This window comes from Enterobacter cloacae (assembly GCF_013375935.1).
GTDB classification, from domain to species: Bacteria; Pseudomonadota; Gammaproteobacteria; order Enterobacterales; family Enterobacteriaceae; genus Enterobacter; species Enterobacter pasteurii.
In genome coordinates, this window is record NZ_CP056117.1 from 3,220,941 (window position 1) to 3,242,991 (window position 22,051).

21 protein-coding genes are annotated in these 22,051 nt (G+C 54.7%); 12 read left to right on the plus strand and 9 right to left on the minus strand.

Annotated features, from left to right (window positions below; genetic code table 11):
- Window positions 1–141: 141 nt before the first annotated feature.
- On the plus strand, window positions 142–1,188 hold the full coding sequence (gene sohB / locus HWQ14_RS15115) for a protease SohB (RefSeq protein ID WP_176610159.1): 1,047 nt from the start codon (window positions 142–144) through the stop codon (window positions 1,186–1,188).
- A gap of 35 nt (window positions 1,189–1,223) precedes the next feature.
- Here sohB and HWQ14_RS15120 read toward each other — a convergent pair whose 3' ends face one another.
- Window positions 1,224–1,475: a YciN family protein gene (locus HWQ14_RS15120; RefSeq protein WP_080329314.1), complete on the minus strand. Its 252-nt coding sequence runs from the start codon at window positions 1,473–1,475 to the stop codon at window positions 1,224–1,226.
- Between the two features lie 399 nt (window positions 1,476–1,874).
- On the opposite strand from HWQ14_RS15120, the gene topA reads away from it, so the two are divergent.
- The 6 genes from topA (at window position 1,875) to acnA (ending at window position 9,359) form a co-directional block, all read left to right on the plus strand.
- Window positions 1,875–4,472: a type I DNA topoisomerase gene (gene topA / locus HWQ14_RS15125; RefSeq protein WP_176610160.1), complete on the plus strand. Its 2,598-nt coding sequence runs from the start codon at window positions 1,875–1,877 to the stop codon at window positions 4,470–4,472.
- A gap of 186 nt (window positions 4,473–4,658) precedes the next feature.
- Window positions 4,659–5,633: an HTH-type transcriptional regulator CysB gene (gene cysB, locus HWQ14_RS15130; RefSeq protein WP_006810844.1), complete on the plus strand. Its 975-nt coding sequence runs from the start codon at window positions 4,659–4,661 to the stop codon at window positions 5,631–5,633.
- A gap of 335 nt (window positions 5,634–5,968) precedes the next feature.
- Window positions 5,969–6,109, plus strand: a complete 141-nt coding sequence (locus HWQ14_RS15135; RefSeq protein ID WP_245166403.1) for a YmiA family putative membrane protein — start codon at window positions 5,969–5,971, stop codon at window positions 6,107–6,109.
- 2 nt (window positions 6,110–6,111) lie between these two features.
- Window positions 6,112–6,282 carry a hypothetical protein gene (locus tag HWQ14_RS15140; RefSeq protein ID WP_176610162.1) on the plus strand — a complete coding sequence of 57 codons (171 nt, stop codon included), beginning with the start codon at window positions 6,112–6,114 and terminating at the stop codon, window positions 6,280–6,282.
- A 137-nt stretch (window positions 6,283–6,419) separates the two neighbouring features.
- Window positions 6,420–6,518 carry a small membrane protein YmiC gene (gene ymiC, locus HWQ14_RS23295; protein ID WP_227009597.1) on the plus strand — a complete coding sequence of 33 codons (99 nt, stop codon included), beginning with the start codon at window positions 6,420–6,422 and terminating at the stop codon, window positions 6,516–6,518.
- A gap of 165 nt (window positions 6,519–6,683) precedes the next feature.
- The gene (acnA, locus tag HWQ14_RS15145; RefSeq protein ID WP_176610163.1) at window positions 6,684–9,359 is read left to right on the plus strand and encodes an aconitate hydratase AcnA; all 2,676 of its coding nucleotides are present in this window, start codon (window positions 6,684–6,686) and stop codon (window positions 9,357–9,359) included.
- A 37-nt stretch (window positions 9,360–9,396) separates the two neighbouring features.
- Here the strand turns inward: acnA and ribA are convergent, their stop codons facing one another.
- Window positions 9,397–9,987, minus strand: coding sequence for a GTP cyclohydrolase II (gene ribA / locus HWQ14_RS15150; protein ID WP_003856813.1), 591 nt, complete (start codon window positions 9,985–9,987; stop codon window positions 9,397–9,399).
- A 197-nt stretch (window positions 9,988–10,184) separates the two neighbouring features.
- Here ribA and pgpB point away from each other — a divergent pair, with 197 nt between their 5' ends.
- The 5 genes from pgpB to yciH all read left to right on the plus strand — a co-directional run bounded on the left by pgpB (window position 10,185) and on the right by yciH (window position 13,834).
- A complete protein-coding gene (pgpB, locus tag HWQ14_RS15155) occupies window positions 10,185–10,952 on the plus strand; it encodes a phosphatidylglycerophosphatase B (protein WP_176610164.1) in 768 nt (255 codons plus the stop codon).
- A 148-nt stretch (window positions 10,953–11,100) separates the two neighbouring features.
- Complete coding sequence (locus HWQ14_RS15160) at window positions 11,101–11,409, plus strand: LapA family protein (protein WP_148419668.1); 309 nt, start codon at window positions 11,101–11,103, stop codon at window positions 11,407–11,409.
- A gap of 6 nt (window positions 11,410–11,415) precedes the next feature.
- Window positions 11,416–12,585 (plus strand): lipopolysaccharide assembly protein LapB, encoded by a 1,170-nt coding sequence (gene lapB, locus HWQ14_RS15165; RefSeq protein ID WP_148419669.1) that lies wholly within the window; start codon window positions 11,416–11,418, stop codon window positions 12,583–12,585.
- A 185-nt stretch (window positions 12,586–12,770) separates the two neighbouring features.
- Window positions 12,771–13,508 (plus strand): orotidine-5'-phosphate decarboxylase, encoded by a 738-nt coding sequence (pyrF, locus tag HWQ14_RS15170; RefSeq protein ID WP_176610165.1) that lies wholly within the window; start codon window positions 12,771–12,773, stop codon window positions 13,506–13,508.
- Window positions 13,508–13,834, plus strand: a complete 327-nt coding sequence (gene yciH / locus HWQ14_RS15175; RefSeq protein WP_148419671.1) for a stress response translation initiation inhibitor YciH — start codon at window positions 13,508–13,510, stop codon at window positions 13,832–13,834. The genes pyrF and yciH overlap by 1 nt, the downstream gene beginning before the upstream one ends.
- Window positions 13,835–13,937: 103 nt before the next feature.
- Here the strand turns inward: yciH and osmB are convergent, their stop codons facing one another.
- The 7 genes from osmB to fabI form a co-directional block, all read right to left on the minus strand.
- Window positions 13,938–14,156: an osmotically-inducible lipoprotein OsmB gene (gene osmB, locus HWQ14_RS15180; protein ID WP_003856823.1), complete on the minus strand. Its 219-nt coding sequence runs from the start codon at window positions 14,154–14,156 to the stop codon at window positions 13,938–13,940.
- Window positions 14,157–14,418: 262 nt separating this feature from the next.
- Complete coding sequence (locus tag HWQ14_RS15185; RefSeq protein ID WP_148419672.1) at window positions 14,419–15,171, minus strand: DNA-binding transcriptional regulator YciT; 753 nt, start codon at window positions 15,169–15,171, stop codon at window positions 14,419–14,421.
- 37 nt (window positions 15,172–15,208) lie between these two features.
- Entirely contained in the window at window positions 15,209–15,391 is a 183-nt protein-coding gene (locus tag HWQ14_RS15190; protein WP_176610166.1) for a YciZ family protein, read from the minus strand.
- Window positions 15,392–15,595: 204 nt separating this feature from the next.
- Window positions 15,596–17,584 (minus strand): cyclic di-GMP phosphodiesterase, encoded by a 1,989-nt coding sequence (pdeR, locus tag HWQ14_RS15195; RefSeq protein WP_176611206.1) that lies wholly within the window; start codon window positions 17,582–17,584, stop codon window positions 15,596–15,598.
- A gap of 206 nt (window positions 17,585–17,790) precedes the next feature.
- Complete coding sequence (locus HWQ14_RS15200; protein ID WP_148419674.1) at window positions 17,791–19,725, minus strand: exoribonuclease II; 1,935 nt, start codon at window positions 19,723–19,725, stop codon at window positions 17,791–17,793.
- 88 nt (window positions 19,726–19,813) lie between these two features.
- Window positions 19,814–20,800 carry a CMD domain-containing protein gene (locus tag HWQ14_RS15205; protein WP_176610167.1) on the minus strand — a complete coding sequence of 329 codons (987 nt, stop codon included), beginning with the start codon at window positions 20,798–20,800 and terminating at the stop codon, window positions 19,814–19,816.
- A gap of 147 nt (window positions 20,801–20,947) precedes the next feature.
- Entirely contained in the window at window positions 20,948–21,736 is a 789-nt protein-coding gene (gene fabI, locus HWQ14_RS15210; RefSeq protein WP_003856831.1) for an enoyl-ACP reductase FabI, read from the minus strand.
- Window positions 21,737–22,051 lie beyond the last annotated feature (315 nt).

Consider the following 22,051-nt stretch of genomic DNA (forward strand, 5'->3'; position numbering starts at 1 on the left):
AATTAACAATTTGCAAAGATTTAAACCAGAATCGGGGTATTCCTGAAGCCGCCTCGCAGAGGTAATGTCCCGAGCGAGACGCCCAGGCCGGGCTGTTGTACACTGGCGTGAAAGATTCGTGGTTAAATCAAGGTGGAACGCGTGGAGTTACTTTCTCAATATGGGTTGTTTTTGGCCAAAATCGCGACGGTGGTTATTGCTATTGCGGTGATTGCCGTTCTGATTGCCAACCTGACGCAGCGCAAGCGTCAGCGCGGTGAATTACGCATTACCCGCCTGAGTGAGCAGTATCAAGAGATGCAGGAAGAGATGTCGCTGGCGCTGCTGGACGATCATCAGCAGAAGCTGTGGCTGAAAGCGCGCAAGAAAAAACAGAAGCAGGAAGCCAGGGCCGCGAAGGCGAAAGCAAAGCGTGGTGCCCCGCAGGCTGACGCAAAGCCGCGGGTCTATGTGCTCGATTTTAAAGGCAGCATGGACGCGCACGAAGTCTCTTCACTGCGCGAAGAGGTGACGGCGGTGCTTGCCGTAGCCACTGCGCAGGATCAGGTCGTGGTTCGTCTTGAAAGCCCGGGTGGTGTCGTCCATGGGTATGGGCTGGCGGCTTCACAGCTACAGCGCCTGCGGGATAAGCAGATCCCGCTTACTGTAGCCGTGGATAAAGTCGCGGCGAGCGGTGGCTATATGATGGCCTGCGTCGCGGACAAAATCGTTGCAGCGCCTTTCTCCATTATCGGCTCGATTGGCGTGGTCGCGCAGATCCCTAACTTCAATCGTTTCCTGAAAAATAAAGAGATTGATATTGAGCTGCACACCGCGGGTCAGTACAAACGCACGCTGACGCTGCTTGGTGAAAACACAGAAGAGGGGCGGCAGAAATTCCGTGAGGATCTGAACGAAACCCATCATCTGTTCAAAGACTTCGTGCACCGTATGCGCCCTACGCTTGATATTGAGCAGGTGGCAACGGGTGAACACTGGTACGGCACCCAGGCGCAGGAGAAGGGGCTGGTGGATGACGTTGGCACCAGTGACGATCTGCTGCTCAACCTGATGGAGGGCCGCGAGCTGGTAGGGGTACGTTTTACCCAGCGCAAGCGCCTTCTGGATCGCTTTACCAATAGCGCGGCAGAAAGCGCGGATCGCCTGCTGCTGCGCTGGCTCCAGCGGGGCCAAAAGCCGCTGCTGTAAAGAAAAACGCGAGGCATTTGCCTCGCGTTTTTGTCTTAATCGACCAGGTGATACTTCTCTGAGAGCGCATGCGCCAGGTACTTAAACATGTTAAATACGGCGGTGCTTTTCGGGGTGGGCAGCCCTTGTTCATCAAGGAAGTATTCACCGCTGAACACCAGCACGCCATTACGTTGTTCTACGCCAGTCGCTTCGATCCCTGCCAGGGTATCCTCATGGTCGCGAATGAGTTTGTTTGCTTCGATAAGCAGAGAAGCTCGGTCAATGGGTTGGGTTGTATTCTGCATATTCCACTCCTTAAACAGTGACAATAGTCTACGCCTGGGGCGCTTCAGGGGCAAATTTTCCCTGTTATCAGAGGGGATAAGGAACCGGCGGCTTGCTGGCGGGATTTGCTTTTGCATGCTAATAAAGTTGCGTAACGAATTTTATCAGGTACAGTGTGCGCTTTCGTCATTCTGGCAACAGAATTGCTTGACATTCGACCGGGAATTCGTCACGAATGAATAGTGATGTGAGAAAAATACCCGATAACTCAATGACCTGGATGTCGCCATTCTGACGTTCGGTAAGACATAGGGGTTGATATCCCCTGACGCCGTCGCAATATCAATGGCTCGCCGTCAGCGGAAGGGAAATCAACGTGCGGCGTATTCCTGGAAGAATTAAATTAGGTAAAGGTGAATATGGGTAAAGCTCTCGTCATCGTTGAGTCCCCGGCAAAAGCCAAAACGATCAATAAATATCTGGGCAATGACTACGTGGTTAAGTCCAGCGTTGGTCACATCCGCGATTTGCCGACCAGTGGCTCAGCCAGCAAAAAGAGCGCAGACTCTACCTCCACCAAAGGGGCTAAAAAGCCTAAAAAGGATGAACGTAGCGCGCTTGTCAACCGCATGGGTGTTAACCCATGGCACAACTGGGATGCACAATATGAAGTGCTGCCAGGCAAAGAGAAAGTCGTTAACGAGCTGAAGCAGCTGGCTGAAAAAGCCGACCACATCTATCTCGCAACCGACCTTGACCGCGAAGGGGAAGCCATCGCATGGCACCTGCGGGAAGTGATCGGCGGAGACGACAAACGCTACAGCCGTGTAGTGTTTAACGAAATTACAAAGAATGCGATTCGTCAGGCGTTTGAAAAGCCGGGTGAACTGAATATCGACCGTGTAAACGCTCAGCAGGCGCGTCGCTTTATGGACCGCGTTGTGGGCTACATGGTCTCGCCGCTGCTGTGGAAAAAGGTCGCTCGCGGTCTTTCAGCAGGGCGCGTACAGTCCGTTGCCGTGCGCCTTGTCGTGGAGCGCGAACGCGAAATCAAAGCGTTCGTTCCGGAAGAGTTCTGGGAAGTGGATGCGAATGTCACCACGCCGGGCGGCGATGCGCTGCCCCTGCAGGTGAGCCACCACAACGACAAGCCGTTCCGTCCTGAAAACCGCGACCAGACAATGGCCGCCGTGGCGCAGCTGGAAAAAGCGCGTTATCAGGTTCTGGATCGTGAAGATAAACCGACCAGCAGCAAGCCTGGCGCGCCGTTTATTACGTCTACCCTTCAGCAGGCTGCAAGCACGCGTCTGGGCTATGGCGTGAAGAAGACCATGATGATGGCCCAGCGTCTGTATGAAGCGGGTTACATCACCTACATGCGTACTGACTCAACCAACCTGAGCCAGGATGCTGTCAACATGGTGCGCGGCTACATTGGCGACAACTTCGGAAAAAAATACCTGCCGGAAAGCCCTAATCAGTACGCCAGCAAGGAGAATTCTCAGGAAGCGCACGAGGCGATTCGTCCTTCTGACGTTTCCGTGCTGGCTGAATCCCTGAAAGATATGGAAGCGGATGCGCAGAAGCTCTATCAGCTGATCTGGCGCCAGTTCGTGGCCTGCCAGATGACGCCTGCGAAATACGACTCCACCACCCTGACCGTCGGTGCCGGTGATTTCCGCCTGAAGGCTCGCGGCCGTATTCTGCGTTTCGACGGCTGGACAAAAGTAATGCCCGCGCTGCGTAAAGGGGATGAAGACCGAACGCTGCCGTCCGTCAATAAAGGTGACGAGCTGTCGCTGGTCGATCTCGTTCCGGCTCAGCACTTCACCAAGCCGCCTGCGCGCTTCAGCGAAGCGTCGCTGGTGAAAGAGCTGGAAAAACGCGGTATTGGCCGTCCGTCCACCTACGCGTCAATCATCTCGACCATTCAGGATCGCGGTTACGTTCGCGTTGAGAACCGTCGTTTCTATGCCGAAAAAATGGGCGAGATCGTCACTGACCGGCTGGAAGCCAACTTCCGTGAACTGATGAACTACGATTTCACCGCGCAGATGGAGGACAGCCTTGACGAGGTTGCCAGCCACAAGGCCGAGTGGAAAAAGGTTCTCGACAGCTTCTTCAGCGATTTTACCAACCAGCTTGAGAAAGCCGAGAAAGATCCTGAAGAGGGCGGCATGCTGCCTAACCAGATGGTTCTGACCAGCATCGACTGCCCGACCTGTGGCCGTAAGATGGGCATTCGCACCGCCACCACGGGCGTGTTCCTCGGCTGTTCCGGGTACGCGCTGTCCCCGAAAGAGCGTTGCAAAACCACTATCAACCTCGTGCCGGAGAACGAAGTTCTCAACGTGCTGGAAGGGGATGATGCGGAAACCAACGCGCTTCGCGCTAAGCGCCGCTGCAAGAAATGCGGCACGGCGATGGACAGCTACCTGATCGATCCGAAACGTAAGCTTCACGTCTGCGGTAACAACCCGACCTGCGACGGTTACGAGATTGAAGAGGGCGAGTTCCGCATTAAAGGCTACGATGGCCCAATCGTCGAGTGTGAGAAATGTGGTTCCGAAATGCACCTGAAAATGGGACGCTTCGGTAAGTACATGGCGTGCACCAACGACGACTGTAAAAACACGCGCAAGATCCTGCGTAACGGTGAAGTTGCACCGCCGAAGGAAGATCCGGTTCCGCTTCCGGAGCTGCCGTGTGAGAAGTCGGACGCTTATTTCGTGCTGCGTGACGGCGCTGCCGGGGTATTCCTCGCGGCCAATACCTTCCCGAAATCACGTGAAACGCGCGCGCCGCTGGTAGAAGAGCTTTATCGCTTCCGCGACCGCCTGCCGGAAAAACTGCGCTACCTGGCCGATGCGCCGCAGCAGGATCCGGAAGGCAATAAAACCGTGGTGCGTTTTAGCCGTAAAACGAAGCAGCAGTACGTGGCGGCGGAGAAAGAGGGTAAAGCGACCGGCTGGTCAGCCTTCTTTGTTGACGGCAAATGGGTTGAAGGCAAGAAATAATCTTCCCTTACCGTAACTTACCTGTGAAAGGGCCGGACTTCCGGCCCTTTTTTATTACCACGTTATTATTTTTTGTTCCGTACTATACAGCCTGGCTATAAATGATATAGTGGTTATAGTTAACCCGTTTTTTATTATCAAATCGTCTTAAGCGATGGACGCATGCGCTAAATCGGATGGTCAGGCATGAAATTACAGCAGCTTCGCTATATCGTTGAGGTCGTCAATCACAACCTCAATGTCTCTTCCACCGCAGAAGGTCTTTATACCTCCCAGCCCGGCATCAGTAAGCAGGTGCGTATGCTGGAGGATGAGTTAGGTATTCAGATTTTTGCCCGCAGCGGTAAACATCTGACGCAGGTCACGCCGGCGGGACAGGAAATCATCCGTATTGCACGGGAAGTGCTTTCCAAAGTGGACGCTATTAAATCCGTCGCGGGGGAGCATACCTGGCCCGATAAAGGCTCCCTGTATATTGCCACCACGCATACGCAGGCGCGATACGCGCTTCCCGGCGTAATTAAAGGCTTTATCGAACGCTATCCCCGCGTTTCGCTGCATATGCATCAGGGCTCGCCGACGCAAATCGCCGAAGCCGTCTCAAAAGGCAATGCGGATTTTGCCATCGCAACGGAAGCCCTTCACCTGTACGACGACCTGGTGATGCTGCCGTGCTATCACTGGAACCGCTCAATTGTCGTAACGCCCGACCATCCGCTGGCGGGGAAGGGGGAAGTGACTATAGAAGAGCTGGCGCAATATCCGCTGGTGACCTATACGTTTGGCTTTACGGGCCGTTCGGAGCTTGATACCGCCTTCAACCGCGCGGGTTTAACACCGCGCATTGTCTTTACCGCGACGGATGCGGACGTAATTAAAACCTACGTTCGACTCGGGCTTGGCGTTGGGGTAATTGCGAGCATGGCGGTGGATCCGGTCTCCGATCCGGACCTGGTGCGCCTGGACGCGCATGATATTTTCAGCCACAGCACCACCAAGATAGGTTTTCGTCGCAGCACCTTCCTGCGCAGCTATATGTATGACTTTATTCAACGCTTCGCGCCGCATCTTACGCGCGACGTGGTGGATACGGCAGTGGCCCTGCGCTCCAACGAAGACATCGAAGAGATGTTTAAAGACATTAAGCTCCCCGCCAAATAATCACATCCGGTATCTTTCTCCTGCGGAAAGATACCGAATTTACCCCGCAAACCTGAATTAGAATTATCATCATCTGCGTCACCGTCATATATCGTCATAATCCATTTAATGACTAAGGTTTTACTGTCGCAAATTTGCGACAAAAGTAGAAAGTAATTTACAGGTGTGCAAATTATTCTTTTCAATTATTTATTTCTGGTCAAAAGATTGAATATTCCTGGACGCAGATGCGTAAATTCACTGGCTTTTCGGCTAAAGTTTCTTTAGGATTTATCTCATCAGATGATTACTTGTGTCAATTGTTTGGTCTCTAAATGATAAGCGATATCGATTGTATGAGGTTAGCAATGCCGTCAGGAAGTGAAGAACCGCAAAGGGATCCCGCGCTTAAGCGTAAAGCCTGGCTGGCGGTCTTTCTTGGCTCTGCCCTGTTTTGGGTGGTGGTTGCGCTTCTTATCTGGAAATACTGGGGTTGAATATGGCCATAACGGTGCGTACAGAAGCGATAAAAGAGATGTGTCAGCTTCGTGACAATGCTCACAAAGCGCGCAAGGCGCCAGCAACCAGCGTGCCGGCCTCGTGGAAACTAACGCCGCAACAGCAGGCCTTTATTGATGTGTTCGCGGAAGACGAACCCAAAAAACAATAATTTAGTATTTTGCGTAACGATGCAAATAGTCTGAATAAAGACTCTGCACTTTTGTACTCTTTAATAAATACACATCAGCAATATAGACCGAGGGCAGACCTCGCCATGTTTAATAAATAAAGTCTGGTGTCCCTATGATGAATAACATGACAACCTTAAAATACTGGTCGTGGCTCGGCGTATTCTCGGCGTCGATCCTCTTCTGGTGTCAGCTCATCTGGCTGGCTCTCCACTAAATCGTAAAACCTCGCCACGGCGGGGTTTTTTGTTTTATCCCGCGCCCTGGAGCATTCCGAAATTTATCAATTCGGGTTGTTATCAAAACGTTACGACATCTTTGTGTTATCTTTAATTACAGCCCTGATGATTGTCAGGACATCCCTGTTTTTATGGAGGAGCTTATGTCGTTTACCCTACGCGAAGCCAGTAAGGACACATTACAGGCGGAAAATAAAACCTGGCACTACTACAGCTTACCGCTGGCAGCCAGAACGCTTGGGGACATTTCGCGGTTACCCAAGTCGTTGAAAGTCTTACTGGAAAACCTTTTACGCTGGCAGGATGGCGACTCGGTTACCGAGGAGGATATCCATGCTCTGGCAGGGTGGCTAAAGAATGCTCACGCAGACAGAGAGATAGCCTATCGCCCGGCCAGGGTGTTAATGCAGGATTTCACCGGCGTGCCGGCGGTCGTTGATCTGGCCGCCATGCGTGAAGCCGTTAAGCGTCTCGGGGGCGACACCGCGAAGGTTAACCCGCTCTCTCCGGTCGATCTTGTCATCGACCACTCGGTGGCCGTGGATCGCTTCGGCGACGACGATGCGTTCGGCGAAAACGTCCGTCTGGAGATGGAGCGTAACCATGAACGCTACGTATTCCTGAAATGGGGTCAGCAGGCGTTCAGCCGCTTCAGCGTGGTGCCGCCGGGAACCGGCATTTGCCACCAGGTTAACCTCGAATATCTCGGCAAAGCCGTCTGGAGTGAGCTGCAGGATAAAGCGTGGGTGGCCTACCCGGATACGCTGGTCGGCACCGATTCACACACCACCATGATCAACGGCCTCGGCGTTCTGGGCTGGGGCGTCGGCGGGATTGAAGCGGAGGCGGCCATGCTTGGCCAGCCGGTATCTATGCTCATTCCGGATGTGGTGGGCTTTAAGCTGACCGGTAAATTATCCGAAGGCATTACCGCCACGGACCTGGTGCTTACGGTCACGCAAATGCTGCGCAGGCACGGCGTGGTGGGCAAATTCGTTGAATTTTACGGCGATGGTCTGGACTCGTTACCGCTGGCGGACCGTGCCACTATCGCTAACATGGCGCCCGAATACGGCGCGACCTGTGGCTTCTTCCCGATTGATAGCGTTACGCTGGAGTATATGCGACTCAGCGGCCGCAGCGAGGAGCAGGTTGCCCTGGTCGAGGCCTATACCAAAGCGCAGGGCATGTGGCGTAACCCGGGTGACGAACCGGTATTTACCAGCACGCTTGAACTGGATATGGGCACCGTTGAGGCAAGCCTCGCAGGACCAAAACGTCCTCAGGACCGCGTCGCCTTAAGCAACGTTCCGGCTGCCTTTGCCGCCAGCAACGAGCTGGAGGTGAATACGGCGCAAAAAGATCGCCGTCCGGTCGACTATGTTCTGAACGGTCATCAGTATCAGCTTCCTGACGGCGCGGTGGTGATCGCCGCCATCACGTCCTGCACCAATACCTCCAACCCGAGCGTGCTCATGGCAGCCGGGCTGCTGGCTAAAAAAGCGGTAGAGCTGGGGCTCAAGCCGCAGCCGTGGGTCAAGGCCTCTCTGGCGCCGGGTTCGAAAGTGGTTTCTGATTATCTGGCCCAGGCACGACTCACGCCTTACCTGGACGAGCTGGGCTTTAACCTTGTGGGCTACGGCTGCACGACCTGCATCGGTAACTCCGGCCCGCTGCCTGAACCCATTGAAGTGGCGATCAGGCAGGGCGATCTGACCGTTGGCGCGGTGCTTTCCGGTAACCGTAACTTCGAAGGCCGTATTCATCCGCTGGTGAAGACCAACTGGCTGGCCTCGCCGCCGCTGGTGGTGGCGTATGCCCTGGCAGGTAACATGAATATTAACCTGGCGACCGATCCGATTGGGCACGATCGCATGAATGAACCGGTATACCTGAAGGACATCTGGCCTTCGTCGCGTGAAATTGCGCGCGCGGTAGAGAAAGTATCCACCGAGATGTTCCGCAAGGAATATGCCGAAGTCTTTGAAGGTACGCCGGAATGGAAATCGATCGACGTCGTTGGCTCTGACACCTATGGCTGGCAGGACGATTCCACCTATATCCGCCTGTCGCCGTTCTTCGACGAGATGCTGGCAGAGCCCGCGCCGCTGAAGGACATTCACGGTGCGCGCATTCTGGCGATGCTGGGGGATTCCGTCACGACCGACCATATCTCACCGGCCGGGAGCATCAAGGCGGACAGCCCTGCGGGGCGTTATCTGCAAAGCCGTGGGGTGGAACGCCGCGATTTTAACTCCTACGGCTCGCGTCGCGGAAATCACGAAGTCATGATGCGCGGCACGTTTGCCAACATCCGCATTCGAAACGAAATGGTGCCGGGCGTGGAAGGGGGCATGACGCGCCATCTGCCGGATACGGAGGTCATCTCGATTTATGATGCTGCCGTGAAATATCAGCAGGAGGGAACGCCGCTGGCGGTCATTGCCGGGAAAGAGTACGGCTCCGGCTCCAGCCGCGACTGGGCTGCGAAGGGGCCGCGCCTGCTCGGGGTTCGCGTGGTCATTGCCGAATCGTTTGAACGTATTCACCGTTCAAACCTGATCGGGATGGGGATCCTGCCGCTGGAGTTTCCGCAGGGCGTGACGCGTAAAACGCTGGGTCTGACCGGGGAAGAGCAGATCGATATCAGCGGTCTGCAACAGCTGCAACCGGGTAAAACGGTGCCGGTGAAGTTAACGCGCGCAGACGGTCAAACGGAAGTGCTGGACTGTCGTTGTCGTATTGATACGGCAACAGAGCTGACCTATTACCAGAACGACGGCATTTTGCATTATGTGATTCGTAAGATGCTGGACTGATAAAAGACGCCCGGCACGCGTGCCGGGCATTTTGCGATTACTCGCTCAGCAGATGGCCCATCTTGGCGGCTTTGGTATCGAGGTAGTGTGCATTTTTCGGGTTGCGACCTACAATCAGCGGCACGCGCTCAACGATATTGATGCCCGCTTCAGTAAGGATCTCAACCTTCTTTGGGTTATTGGTCAACAGACGCACTTCGTCCACGCCCAGCAGCTTGAACATATCTGCACACAGGGTGAAATCGCGCTCGTCAGCCGCAAAGCCTAACTGATGATTGGCTTCAACCGTATCGTAGCCCTGATCCTGCAACGCATAGGCGCGGATTTTATTCAGCAGGCCAATGTTACGCCCTTCCTGGCGGTGATACAGCAGCACGCCGCGGCCTTCCTCTGCGATATGAGAAAGGGCAGCTTCAAGCTGGAAGCCGCAGTCGCAGCGCAGGCTGAACAGCGCGTCACCGGTAAGACACTCTGAATGAACGCGGGACAGCACCGGCGTCTGCCCTGAAATGTCGCCGAACACCAGGGCGACGTGATCCTGCCCGGTTGCCAGTTCTTCAAAACCCACCATCAGGAAATCGCCCCATGGGGTTGGCAGTTTGGCTTCTGCCACACGTTTAAGCTGCATGTGATTCTCCAGACCAGGCTGACACGTTTCGTGTCCTTGCCCCGTTTTGCTTTCTGTATTCGACTATTTTGCCACAAGCCCGGCAACTTCACCTAATCACCACCACCCTATATGAACGTTAAACGCACGATCCGACATATCCACCAGAAAGATGAAATTCAGTTATGATTGTGGTGCTTAGTGAAAAAGGAGAGGACATGCTTTCAATCGCCAGACGCACGGCCGCCGGCGCCGCCGTATTGCTTGTTATACCCCTGGTTGTGTGGTTTTCCGGCTGGACATGGCAGCCCGGACAAAACGAGACGTGGCTGAAAACCTTATACTGGATAACCGAGACGGTCACCCAGCCGTGGGGGATTATTACGCACGTGCTGCTCTGTGGCTGGTTTCTGTGGTGCCTGCGCTTTCGCCTGCGCGCGGCGCTGGTGCTGTTTGCCATTCTCGCCGGCGCTATTCTTGTCGGGCAGGGGGTGAAGTCGTGGGTAAAAGATCGCGTGCAGGAACCCCGTCCCTTCGTCGTCTGGCTGGAAAAAACACACCATGTTCCCGTGGATGAGTTCTACAATTTAAAGCGTAAAGATCGCGGGGCGCTGGTGAAAGAACAGCTTGCGGAACAGCAGGATATTCCGACCTTTTTACGCAAACACTGGCAAAAAGAGACCGGTTTTGCGTTTCCTTCCGGGCACACGATGTTTGCCGCCAGCTGGGCATTGCTTGGCGTAGGGCTTTTATGGCCGCGCCGACGCACCTTAACCATTGCGTTGTTGCTGGTCTGGGCCACGGGCGTAATGGGTAGCCGGATGCTGCTGGGAATGCACTGGCCGCGTGATTTGGTGGTCGCAACGCTGATCTCGTGGGTACTGGTGACGCTGGCGACGTGGCTTGCTCAACGTTTTTGTGGGCCACTGACGCCGCCGCCGGAAGAGAAGGAAGAAATAGCCGAAAGGGAGTCAGGCGGAACCTGAAGCTTGATTTTCCGCATTTAGACCCTAAATCCATGAAGGGCGCGTTACTTTTTCCGTTTCGCGCCCGCCACTAAAATGGTAGCTTATAAGGCTGATTGCAGTGAGTTGAACACGCTTTATACGCTCGAACCACATAACGGGAAGTCATGTGAAATATTTACTCATTTTCTTACTGGTGTTGGCGATTTTTGTCATTTCAGTCACATTGGGCGCGCAAAACGATCAACAGGTAAGCTTCAACTATCTGCTGGCGCAGGGCGAGTACCGGGTGTCGAGCCTGCTGGCAGTATTATTTGCGGCGGGATTTGTCATAGGTTGGCTCGTATGTGGCCTGTTCTGGCTTAAGGTTCGTGTTTCTCTTGTTCGCGCTGAACGTAAAATTAAACGACTTGAACATCAACTTGCGCCTGCGTCTGACATTCCGGCGAGCTCTGGTGTGCCGGTAGTCAAGGAATAATCGAATATGCTGGAGTTGTTGTTTCTGCTTTTGCCTGTCGCCGCAGCCTATGGCTGGTATATGGGCCGCAGAAGCGCGCAACAAACAAAACAGGATGAAGCAAACCGACTCTCCCGCGACTACGTTGCGGGGGTGAACTTCCTGCTGAGCAACCAGCAGGACAAAGCGGTAGATCTGTTCCTCGACATGCTTAAAGAGGATACCGGCACCGTAGAGGCACACCTCACCCTGGGAAACCTTTTCCGCTCGCGCGGAGAGGTTGACCGCGCCATTCGCATACACCAGACCCTGATGGAAAGCGCCTCGTTGACCTATGAGCAACGATTGCTGGCCGTGCAGCAGCTGGGGCGGGACTACATGGCCGCGGGGCTTTACGATCGCGCCGAAGATATGTTCACCCAGCTGGTGGATGAGACGGACTTCCGTATCGGTGCGCTTCAGCAGCTTCTGCAAATCTACCAGGCCACCAGCGACTGGCAAAAAGCGATTGATACGGCAGAACGTCTTGTGAAGCTCGGCAAAGACAAACAGCGCGTCGAGATTGCCCACTTTTACTGTGAGCTGGCCCTCCAGCAAATGGGCAGCGATGACATGGACAAAGCCATGGCGTTGCTTAAAAAAGGCGCGGCAGCCGATCGCAACAGCGCTCGCATCTCAATCATGATGGGGCGGGTCTTTATGGCAAACGGGGATTACGCCAAAGCCGTGGAAAGCCTGCTTCGCGTTATCGATCAGGATAAAGAGCTGGTCAGCGAAACGCTGGAGATGCTGCAAACCTGTTATCAGCAGCTGGGCAAGCAGGACGAGTGGGTCGCGTTTCTGCGCCGCTGCGTAGAGGAGAATACAGGGGCCACGGCCGAGCTGATGCTCTCCGATGTCGTTGAGCAGCACGAAGGCAGTGAAACCGCTCAGGTCTACATTACGCGCCAGCTGCAGCGCCATCCTACAATGCGCGTGTTCCACAAGTTGATGGACTACCACCTCAATGAGGCTGAGGAAGGGCGCGCCAAAGAGAGCCTGATGGTGCTGCGAGACATGGTGGGCGAGCAGGTGCGGAGCAAACCTCGCTACCGCTGCCAGAAATGCGGTTTCACCGCTTACTCGCTCTACTGGCACTGTCCGTCGTGCCGCGCGTGGTCCACCATTAAGCCAATTCGTGGTCTGGACGGGCAGTAATTTTTTAAAACACCACACCTTAGTTACAACATACTAATGTTTTTGGGTAAACCAGCCAGCACCGTGCGGTCTGCCGTTCAGCAGGAAAGACATTCGATTCTGTTCATTTCCGCCGATGGCAGGTAGAATGCACGCCGTTTATCTGTTCCGCGCCGCTGCGCGCCCATAGACGAAAAGGGCTGGTCATGACGTCTGTTACTTCCTCCACTTCCCGCGTAGTTACCGATTCTCCTGTTGTCGTTGCTCTGGATTACAATAACCGTGACGCCGCGCTGGCCTTTGTTGACGGAATTGATCCTCGCGATTGCCGTCTTAAAGTCGGCAAAGAGATGTTCACGCTGTTCGGGCCGCAACTCGTCCGCGATTTGCACCAGCGCGGTTTTGACGTTTTCCTCGACCTGAAATTCCACGATATTCCCAATACCACCGCGCACGCCGTTGCCGCGGCGGCTGACCTGGGCGTGTGGATGGTAAACGTGCACGCTTCCGGTGGGGCACGCATGATGACGGCCGCGCGCGAAGCGCTGCTGCCGTTTGGCAAAGATGCGCCACTTCTGATTGCCGTCACCGTGCTTACCAGCATGGATGAAAGCGACCTCCGAGATCTGGGAGTGACGTTGTCACCGGCAGAGCATGCGGAGCGTCTTGCGCGTCTGACGCAAAGCTGCGGTCTTGATGGAGTGGTCTGTTCTGCACAGGAAGCGGAGCGTTTTAAATCCGCCTTAGGCCACGAATTTAAGCTGGTTACGCCGGGTATTCGTCCTGCGGGCAGCGAGTCAGGGGATCAGCGTCGCATCATGACGCCGGAGCAGGCCCTGAGCGCGGGTGTAGACTATATGGTGATTGGTCGTCCGGTAACGCAATCTGCTAACCCGGCTGAAACGCTGAAAGCGATTAATGCATCGCTGAAAAAGGGGGCATAATGGGTGACGCCAACAGTCGTCTGGTCTATTCAACTGATACCGGACGCATCGAGGAGCCAAAAGAAAAAGCTGAACGCCCCAGGGGCGACGGTATTGTCCGTATACAGCGCCAGACCAGCGGCAGAAAGGGTAAAGGCGTATGCCTGATTACCGGCGTCGATCTGGACGATGTGGAACTGGCAAAACTCGCCGCAGAGCTTAAAAAGAAATGCGGATGCGGTGGGGCGGTCAAGGATGGCATTATCGAGATTCAGGGCGATAAGCGCGACGTAATTAAATCGCTTCTGGAAGCCAAAGGGATGAAGGTCAAGCTGGCGGGCGGTTAAAATAAATGAGCCACGGACAATGCCGTGGCTCTTTTTTTACGTGCGTAAGTCAGACCTGAAAATACAAAATATATTATTTTACCGGTGAGAGCCGTTATGGTGATTATTTGCCCACCTGGTGACCGATAATACCACCTACGGCAGCACCACCTAATGTACCCAGCGTACTACCATCCGTTAATACTGCACCACCAAGAGCACCAGCACCGGCGCCAATCGCGGTGTTACGGTCACGTTTAGACCAGTTAGAGCAAGCGCTCAGGGACATTGCTACAGTGATTGCCAGAACTGCGGCGGCTAATTTTTTGCTGGTAAAGGTCATAATACTTTCTCCTGAATTATCGATTCACGGAAAGAAGTGCTATTTAAGTATAGACAATATTTATACTTAAATTCCGTTCCCGTGAAAGCTGGTCGCGCAGGCGTTTCATCATCACGCAGGTGATAGTCACTTCCTGTTATATCGCTAATAATAATTTTACGTGTTTAAAGGCGTTTCAACAGGTAAAAACTCTTAAAGGAGGGGTCGGAATAATCTCAGACAAAGGTTGAACTGCGTCCATAATCCGGACGCAGCAGGATAATCAGGCCGTTTTTTTGACAATATCAACCGTCAGGCCGTCGTGCTGTAACTGCTGGCGATATTCATCGCGCAAGCGCTCATCCGTAATCACCCGGCTAAAGCGCGAGACAGGGCCCATCGTATAGGGATGCACGGCACCGAATTTAGAGCTGTCGGTAAGGACAATCGCCTCGCACTCTTTGGCGAGCACGGCGTTAACCACGTCGGAACGCATCATATCCCGGCCGGTAAAACCGGTGTCGGGCTGCCAGCCATCAATACCGATAAATGCCTTACTGAAGTGAACCTGCTGAACATACTGGCGCGTTAAGGGGCCCACCATGCTTTCGCTTTTCTTCTGATAAATGCCGCCCAGCAGAATCACCTCGCAGCGGGTTTCCTTCAGCAGATGGGCGATATAGCTGCTCACGGTGATGATGGTAACGTCTTTCTGCTCAGCAAGCGTGCGCGCCAGAAGGGCGTTGCTGCTGCCATTCTCAATGAAGACGGTTTCACCGTTGTTCACTAAGGACGCGGCAAATTCCGCCAGCTCTCGCTTAAGCGCGTAGTTGTTCATCATGCGGGTTTCGACATCTTCGCTGTCCAGCGGCACGGCATAACCGTGCGCGCGCCGCAGGTAGCTCTGTTTTTCCAGAAGATTAAGATCCTGACGGATGGTGACTTCAGAAACGCCGGTGGCTTTAGCGAGATCGACCACGCTTACGCGTCCCTGGTCGATGACCATCTGCAAAATAATTTGTTGTCGGGAATTCATAGCATCCATTTAAAAGACAAGGGCGGAAACGGCGTGGTTACACTTCCCACGGTGCTTTTGGTTGCGCAGATTTTGGTGCGTCGTCAGCGCCGTTCTGAGCCAGGAGTTCAGACTTGAGGATCTCAAGATTACGGATAGCAGAGTGATAATCGCCCGCGACGAGAATATCCAGCACGGTATCAATACGCTGTGCTACGGCTGCTGCATCAATGTTAGACATAATCTTACCCTGAAGCGAAATGTGAATATTATCAATGATGCAGAAAATTGCTTCAAAAGAGAAGGTAAAAAATGCAATTACCAAAGCACATAAATGAAAGTGATTAATTTTCACTGGTAGCCCGTCGTGCCGGCAACAACCCCTAAATGGAACGGCTGGTTATGCTGCAAAACCGCCATCAGGCGACGGGGTTACGCAGGCCAGCTAGCGGACGTGCCGCGCCTGATAGCGCTTTAGCCATCGCTCGAACGCGGCAGCGGGCATGGGCTTAGCAAAAAGATAACCCTGCCGTTCGTTGACGCCGTTCTTCGTCAGAAAGGCGTCTTCTTTTGCGCTCTCCACGCCTTCGGCAATAACCTGTAAGTTTAACGCCTGCGCCACGGCGACAATCGCCCGCACCAGAGACTGTGAAATGGATTGCTTGTGAATATCCCGGACGAACGACTGATCGAGCTTAATCGCATCGATAGGGAATCGCGCCAACTGCGACAGGGAAGAGTATCCCGTCCCGAAGTCATCCAGATGGATTTGCGCCCCCAGGCGGCTAAACTGCTGGATGAGCGAGAGCGCCAGCTCTTCATTTTCGATAAGGCAGCTTTCGGTTAGCTCCACGTCAATCGGGCAGTATTCAAAATTCAGATCCTTCAGCGCCTGTTTTAGGTCGCTGAATATGGTCTGGTCCGCCAGCTGACGGGCAGAGACATTGACCGCGACGCGCAGGTTAATACCCTTGTCGCGCCACTTTGCCACCTGCCGCACCACGTCGAGCATCACCCAGCGGCCAAGGGGCACAATCAGTCCTGACTCTTCAGCGTAGGAGATGAACTCCATCGGCGGGATCAGGCCACGCTCTGGCGACTGCCAGCGCACCAGCGCCTCGAGGCTCCTGACTTCGCCGCGCCATGTCATCTTGGGCTGGTAGTGGATCAGCAGCTGATCGTTATCCAGCGCCTTACGCAGGTTGGTATCCAGCCAGTGATATTCAAATACGCGCTGGTTCATCTCTGGCGAAAATACGCAGAATTTACCCCGGCCATTTTCTTTGGCGGTATACATGGCGGTGTCGGCATTGCGAATGACGCTTTCGCGATCGTTACCGTGCTGGGGCGCAAGCGCGATACCAAGCGAGCAGCCCGTATACACCTCAATCAAGCCAATGCGGAAAGGCTGGCGCAGGCGGGTCAGGATCCGCGACGCCATGGCTTCCAGCGCGCCCTGTGACGTATCGGTGGCCATCACGATAAATTCATCCCCGCCGAGGCGCGCCAGCGTTTGCCCTTCATCCAGGCAGCTCAGGATCGCCAGCGCAACGGCCTGAAGCAGCTGGTCGCCAAACATGTGGCCGTAAGCGTCGTTTACCTTTTTGAAGTTATCCAGATCGAGATAGACCACACCCACCTGTCCGTCACCACGGGCGCTGATGGCATCGGAGATCAGCTCATGAATGGCGTTACGGTTTGGCAATCCGGTTATGGTATCCGTATTGGCGAGAACGCGCAGCCGCTCCTGGGCACGACGCTCTTCCGTGATGTCGGTGCCCGAACAGATAAGGAAGATTTCATTTTTCCCGCTGCCGCTGTGAACAAACTTATTTCTGAACAGAAACAAGCGCTGGCCCTTGCGGGTCTTGATCCAGCGTTCGACTTCGTACGAACTGCCGTTACGAAAAAAACCGGCAATATTGCGTTTCGATGCGGCGGCCTCGCTGCGGCTCATAAACAGCTTAAACACGTTTTGCCCGATAACTTCCTGCTCCTTCAGGCCCGTATACTCTTCGCTTAAGCGATTGAAGCGCTGGATATTCCCGTTCTGGTCGAGGATGACAATGACGGAGTTAGCCTCGGACACCACCTGTTCGGCGAAGGAGAGTCCCTGCGCCAGATCGCGCGCCACGGAAGGCGTGTCGTTCCATGCTGATGCCGTTCCCGCCCACTCGCTTTTGTTAATTTTACGGCCCACCAGATGAACGGGGACTTCAACACCGTACAGCGGCAGGGTCATGGCAATGCTGGAGGTGATCACGGTTAGCTGGCGAATCAGATCGGCCTGTTCATCATCCAGCGCAACAACCTGGATAATGTCGGTGTTTTCACTTGCGGCAAGATGCAGAGCATTGCTGTCTGCTGTTAATCGCCACCAGGGGCTATGGGTACCCATGTAACGAAACAGCAGGTTCTGCTCCAGATCGTCCATCCCGTTTTCTCCCGCGGCAGCTGAGTAGCGCACAAATTATTCATTTGCAGTCGACTATGACGGCTCTTTTTACTGTAGATAACTCTGGCGAAATGTGGCGACGGGATACGGAAAATTGTGAAATAAAACGATGGTTTTGCGGGAAATAAAGTGGGAGAAAAATATCGGCCATTTACCAATAAAATGGCCGATATGTTAAGCGATTATCAGGCAACCGGGCGCGCGATAATGCTGCGGGTTTCCATGCGGACTTCAGCGATGTTTACATCAATCACGTCTGTGACCTTATAAACCGTTTCGCCTTTAATTTGCACGGTACCGTTTTCCTGGCTGCAAACCAGCTCGTCCCGAACGGCATGCAGGAACGGGGCAGGAATAAAGGCAACGGCGCCGTTATCCACCAGACGCACGCGCATACCGCCGCGGCTAACGTCGATGATTTCAGCCGGGAAGCGAGCGTCTGTTCCTGCTTTATCATTCAGGAAACGCGCGTACAGCCAGTCGCCGACGTCGCGCTCCGCCATGCGGTTCAGACGGCGGCGCTCTGCCATCTGAAGCGTGGTGTCGTCCTGTGGACGGGCAATAGCTTCACCTTTAATGATTGCTTTAAGCAGACGGTGGTTAACCATGTCGCCGTACTTACGGATAGGTGAAGTCCAGGTCGCGTACGCCTCAAGGCCGAGACCGAAGTGCGGGCCTGGCTCCGTGCTGATTTCCGCAAAGGACTGGAAGCGGCGAATGCGGCTGTCGAGGAAACCTGACGGCTGTGCGTCCAGCTCGCGGCGCAGCTTGCAGAAGCCTGGCAGGGTCAGCACCTCTTCCGGGTCGACGTGTACGTCGTGGGTTTTGAGCAGGGCGGCCAGCGCTTCGGTGTTCGCCGGGTCAAACCCGGTGTGCACGTTGTAAATGCCAAAGCCTAACCTGTCGCGCAGCACGCGTGCGGCGCAAATGTTGGCGGAGATCATCGCTTCTTCAACGATACGGTTGGCAATACGGCGTGGCTCGGCGACGATGTTCAGCACTTCGCCTTTTTCACCCAGCACAAAGCGGTAGTCAGGGCGATCCTTAAATACCAGCGCGTGGGTCTGGCGCCACTCACTGCGGCTCTGGCAGACGCGATGCAGCAGACGAATTTGCGCAGCAATATTTTCGGATTCAGGCTTCCAGCTGCCGGTATTTTCCAGCCAGTCGGACACGCTGTCATAAGCCAGTTTGGCTTTGGATTCGATGGTGGCGGCGAAGAATTCGATATCATCTTCAATTGTTCCATCCGCCGCGATTGTCATGCGGCAGGCCAGCACCGGACGCACTTCATGCGGGCGCAGCGAGCAGAGATCGTCAGAGAGTTCGCGCGGCAGCATTGGAATGTTGAAGCCCGGCAGGTAGTTAGTGAACGAACGCACTTTGGCCATCTCGTCCAGCTTGCTGCCTTCAACGATCCACGCGGTAGGGTCGGCAATGGCGACGGTGAGATGCAGTTTGCCATCCGCTGCCTCTTCGGCGTACAGCGCGTCGTCCATATCCTCGGTGCTGGCGCTGTCGATGGTGACAAAGTCCAGGGCCGTCAAATCGCGACGCTCAAGACCTTCGTCCTGCATTTCGGTCGCTACGCCATCCGGCGCTTCTTTTTCGAGGTTGTGGCGCGCCAGCGTCACCCACCATGGAACGAAATGGTCGTCGCCAAAGGTGATGAACTGGGTCAGCTCGGCGTAGAAACCGCGATCGCCTTTTAAAGGATGACGGCGCATTTCGGCAACCGCCCAGTCACCCTCGACAAAGTCATGCTCAACGCCACGCGCGGCGCGGCAAGGGATGGCATCTTTCAGGAGAGGATGATCCGGTACGATAGAAAGACGATCGTCTTTTTTATGCACTTTCCCGACAAAACGCGTCAGGAAAGGTTCGATCAGTGCTTCCGGCTCGGCAGACTCACGCTCCTTTTCGGTATGAATAACGGCCGAAATGCGGTCGCCATGCATCACTTTCTTCATCTGAGGAGGCGGAATGAAGTAGCTCTTCTGTCCGTCAACTTCAAGAAAGCCAAAGCCCTTTTCCGTGGCTTTTACGACCCCTTCTGCACGCGGCGTCTGGGAATGCAGTTGCTGTTTAAGCTGCGCTAGCAGCGGGTTGTCCTGAAACATAATGTTCTATTTTCGTAGCCATTGAGCGGCTGACAGTTTTACGCGATTCTCACTGCTACAGCAAGCGCTCTTTAGGTAAAGCGTGTGGTTATTCCTCTTTGCCAAGCGCCACGCGCAGACGGTCCAGCCAGCCATTAAATGCGCCGCGGGTTAACAGATTAATTGCCTTGCCCGGCGGGATTCCGGCCTCCGTGAGAGGCGTTAGCTGGGCGGCGCTAAAACGATCGGGAGACGTAAGCAGCAGCGCATGGGCGGCCGAGAGCGATGCAGACGGCTGGGCTTCGCTTTGTGGATGGTTAACCAGTATCTCACCCGTCAGATTTAGCAGCATCGGCTCGTGGCACAGAACCGGCGTGAGCGCTGCAAGCGCCGGTTCGGCCTGCCAGCGCGAGAGCGCCTCAAGCTGAACCGCACTGGCATATTTTAGTTCGACTACGGGCTGGGTGGCGGTCCATCGGGTAAAGCTCAGCGGTAGCGTATGGGGCTGGATGTGGTGTCCCGGCAGCCAGCGTACCGGGTGGCCAAGCAGCGCCTGAAACACCGCGACCGCCCGCGCCTGGAATCCGGTAAAGCCGATGATCTGGTTGATAAGCACAATGTCATACGTTGTCAGCCCCACCTCATCAAGCTGGGTTTGCGCTTTGTCGTCAATGACATCCGGGGAGCTCGCCAGCTGGCGGGCATACTGGGTGATCTCTGCCAGGCGTCGATTGCTTTCGCGGGAGGAGTCCGGGCCTGGAAGCGGCGCGAGCAGGGCAGCATAGTGGTTACAGAGCCGCTGTACGCCGCACGCCTGGGCAACCGTCAACGCCGTGCTCAGCCTGTCGTAGGCGCTAAGCGTGTGCAGACGGTTCACGGGAGTATCGAGCGGGAATAGGTGGTGGCACAAGGTTCGGGCTGGCGTAAGCCACCCACAACAGCTTGCGGCAATGTCGTCAGGCAGGGCTAAATCGAGCAAAAAACGATCGTCGACGTTAGCGGCTTCGGGCACCAGAGGCAGAACGTCCGTCTGCGAATGATTCGACTGGGTTTCATGATACCAGTGGCCTTTGCCGGAAAAACGGCGTTGTTCCATGGGCGTTCCTTGATCTCAAAATGGCGATCAATATCCTGGCGTAAGGCGGATGAGGGGAAAAATATTGTTAGGTGATAACAAATAGCAGAACGGAATAACGAGGGGCGGGGGAGAACTCTCTTCCCTGGCGGGAAGAGAGTGGCAGGCTTATTTGATTTCCAGCTCGTTCATGGCAGCGATGTTGAAACCGCCGTCAACGTGAACCACTTCGCCGGAGATACCCGCGGAAAGGTCAGAGCAGAGGAAGGCAGCAGAGTTACCCACGTCTTCGATGGTAACGGTACGACGAATCGGGGTAACCGCTTCGCAGTGTGCCAGCATTTTACGGAAATCTTTGATACCGGAGGCCGCCAGGGTACGGATTGGACCCGCAGAGATGGCGTTAACACGCACGCCTTCAGGACCCATGGCGTTCGCCATATAGCGTACGTTGGCTTCCAGAGACGCTTTCGCCAGACCCATGACGTTGTAGTTAGGGATAGCACGTTCAGCGCCCAGGTAGGACAGGGTCAGCAGTGCTGCGCCCGGGTTCAGCATCGCGCGGCAGGATTTTGCCATCGCCACGAAGCTGTAGGAGCTGATGTCGTGTGCGATTTTGAAGCCATCACGGGTAACCGCGTTAACGTAGTCGCCGTCCAGCTGGTCGCCAGGTGCGAAGCCGATGGAGTGAACGAAGCCGTCGAATTTCGGCCATGCTTTTGCCAGTTCAGCAAACATGCCGTCAATGCTTTCGTCTTGTGCAACGTCACATTCCAGAACAATGCTGGAACCCAGCTGCGCGGCAAATTCTTCAACACGGCCTTTCAGCTTGTCGTTCTGGTAGGTGAACGCCAGCTCAGCGCCTTCGCGATGCATAGCCTGTGCGATGCCGTATGCGATGGACAGTTTGCTGGCAACGCCAGTTACCAGAATGCGCTTACCGGAAAGAAAACCCATAGCTTTAATCCTTATATTCATTGCTTATTTTGCCTTGTAATTCATAGCGTTACAGGCAGTATTTCAAAATCATTCGAAATTAGCTCGAAATTATAGCCCACTCACAGCCCCTTGTGTCACGATATTTCTCGCTCATCTGCCGTGACCGGGGCGCCGGAAGGCCTTGAGCCGGCGCTTATTCACGCTGTTTCGTATGCATCTCAGCAGTATACCACCGCGCGTCGGGTTCGCCTCATCCAACCAGAGAGGGGAACGGCGCCGTCGCCTTCTCAACGCGCCCGGGGCGCTTTTGCGCAAAATGATCCGTTCAGCTGT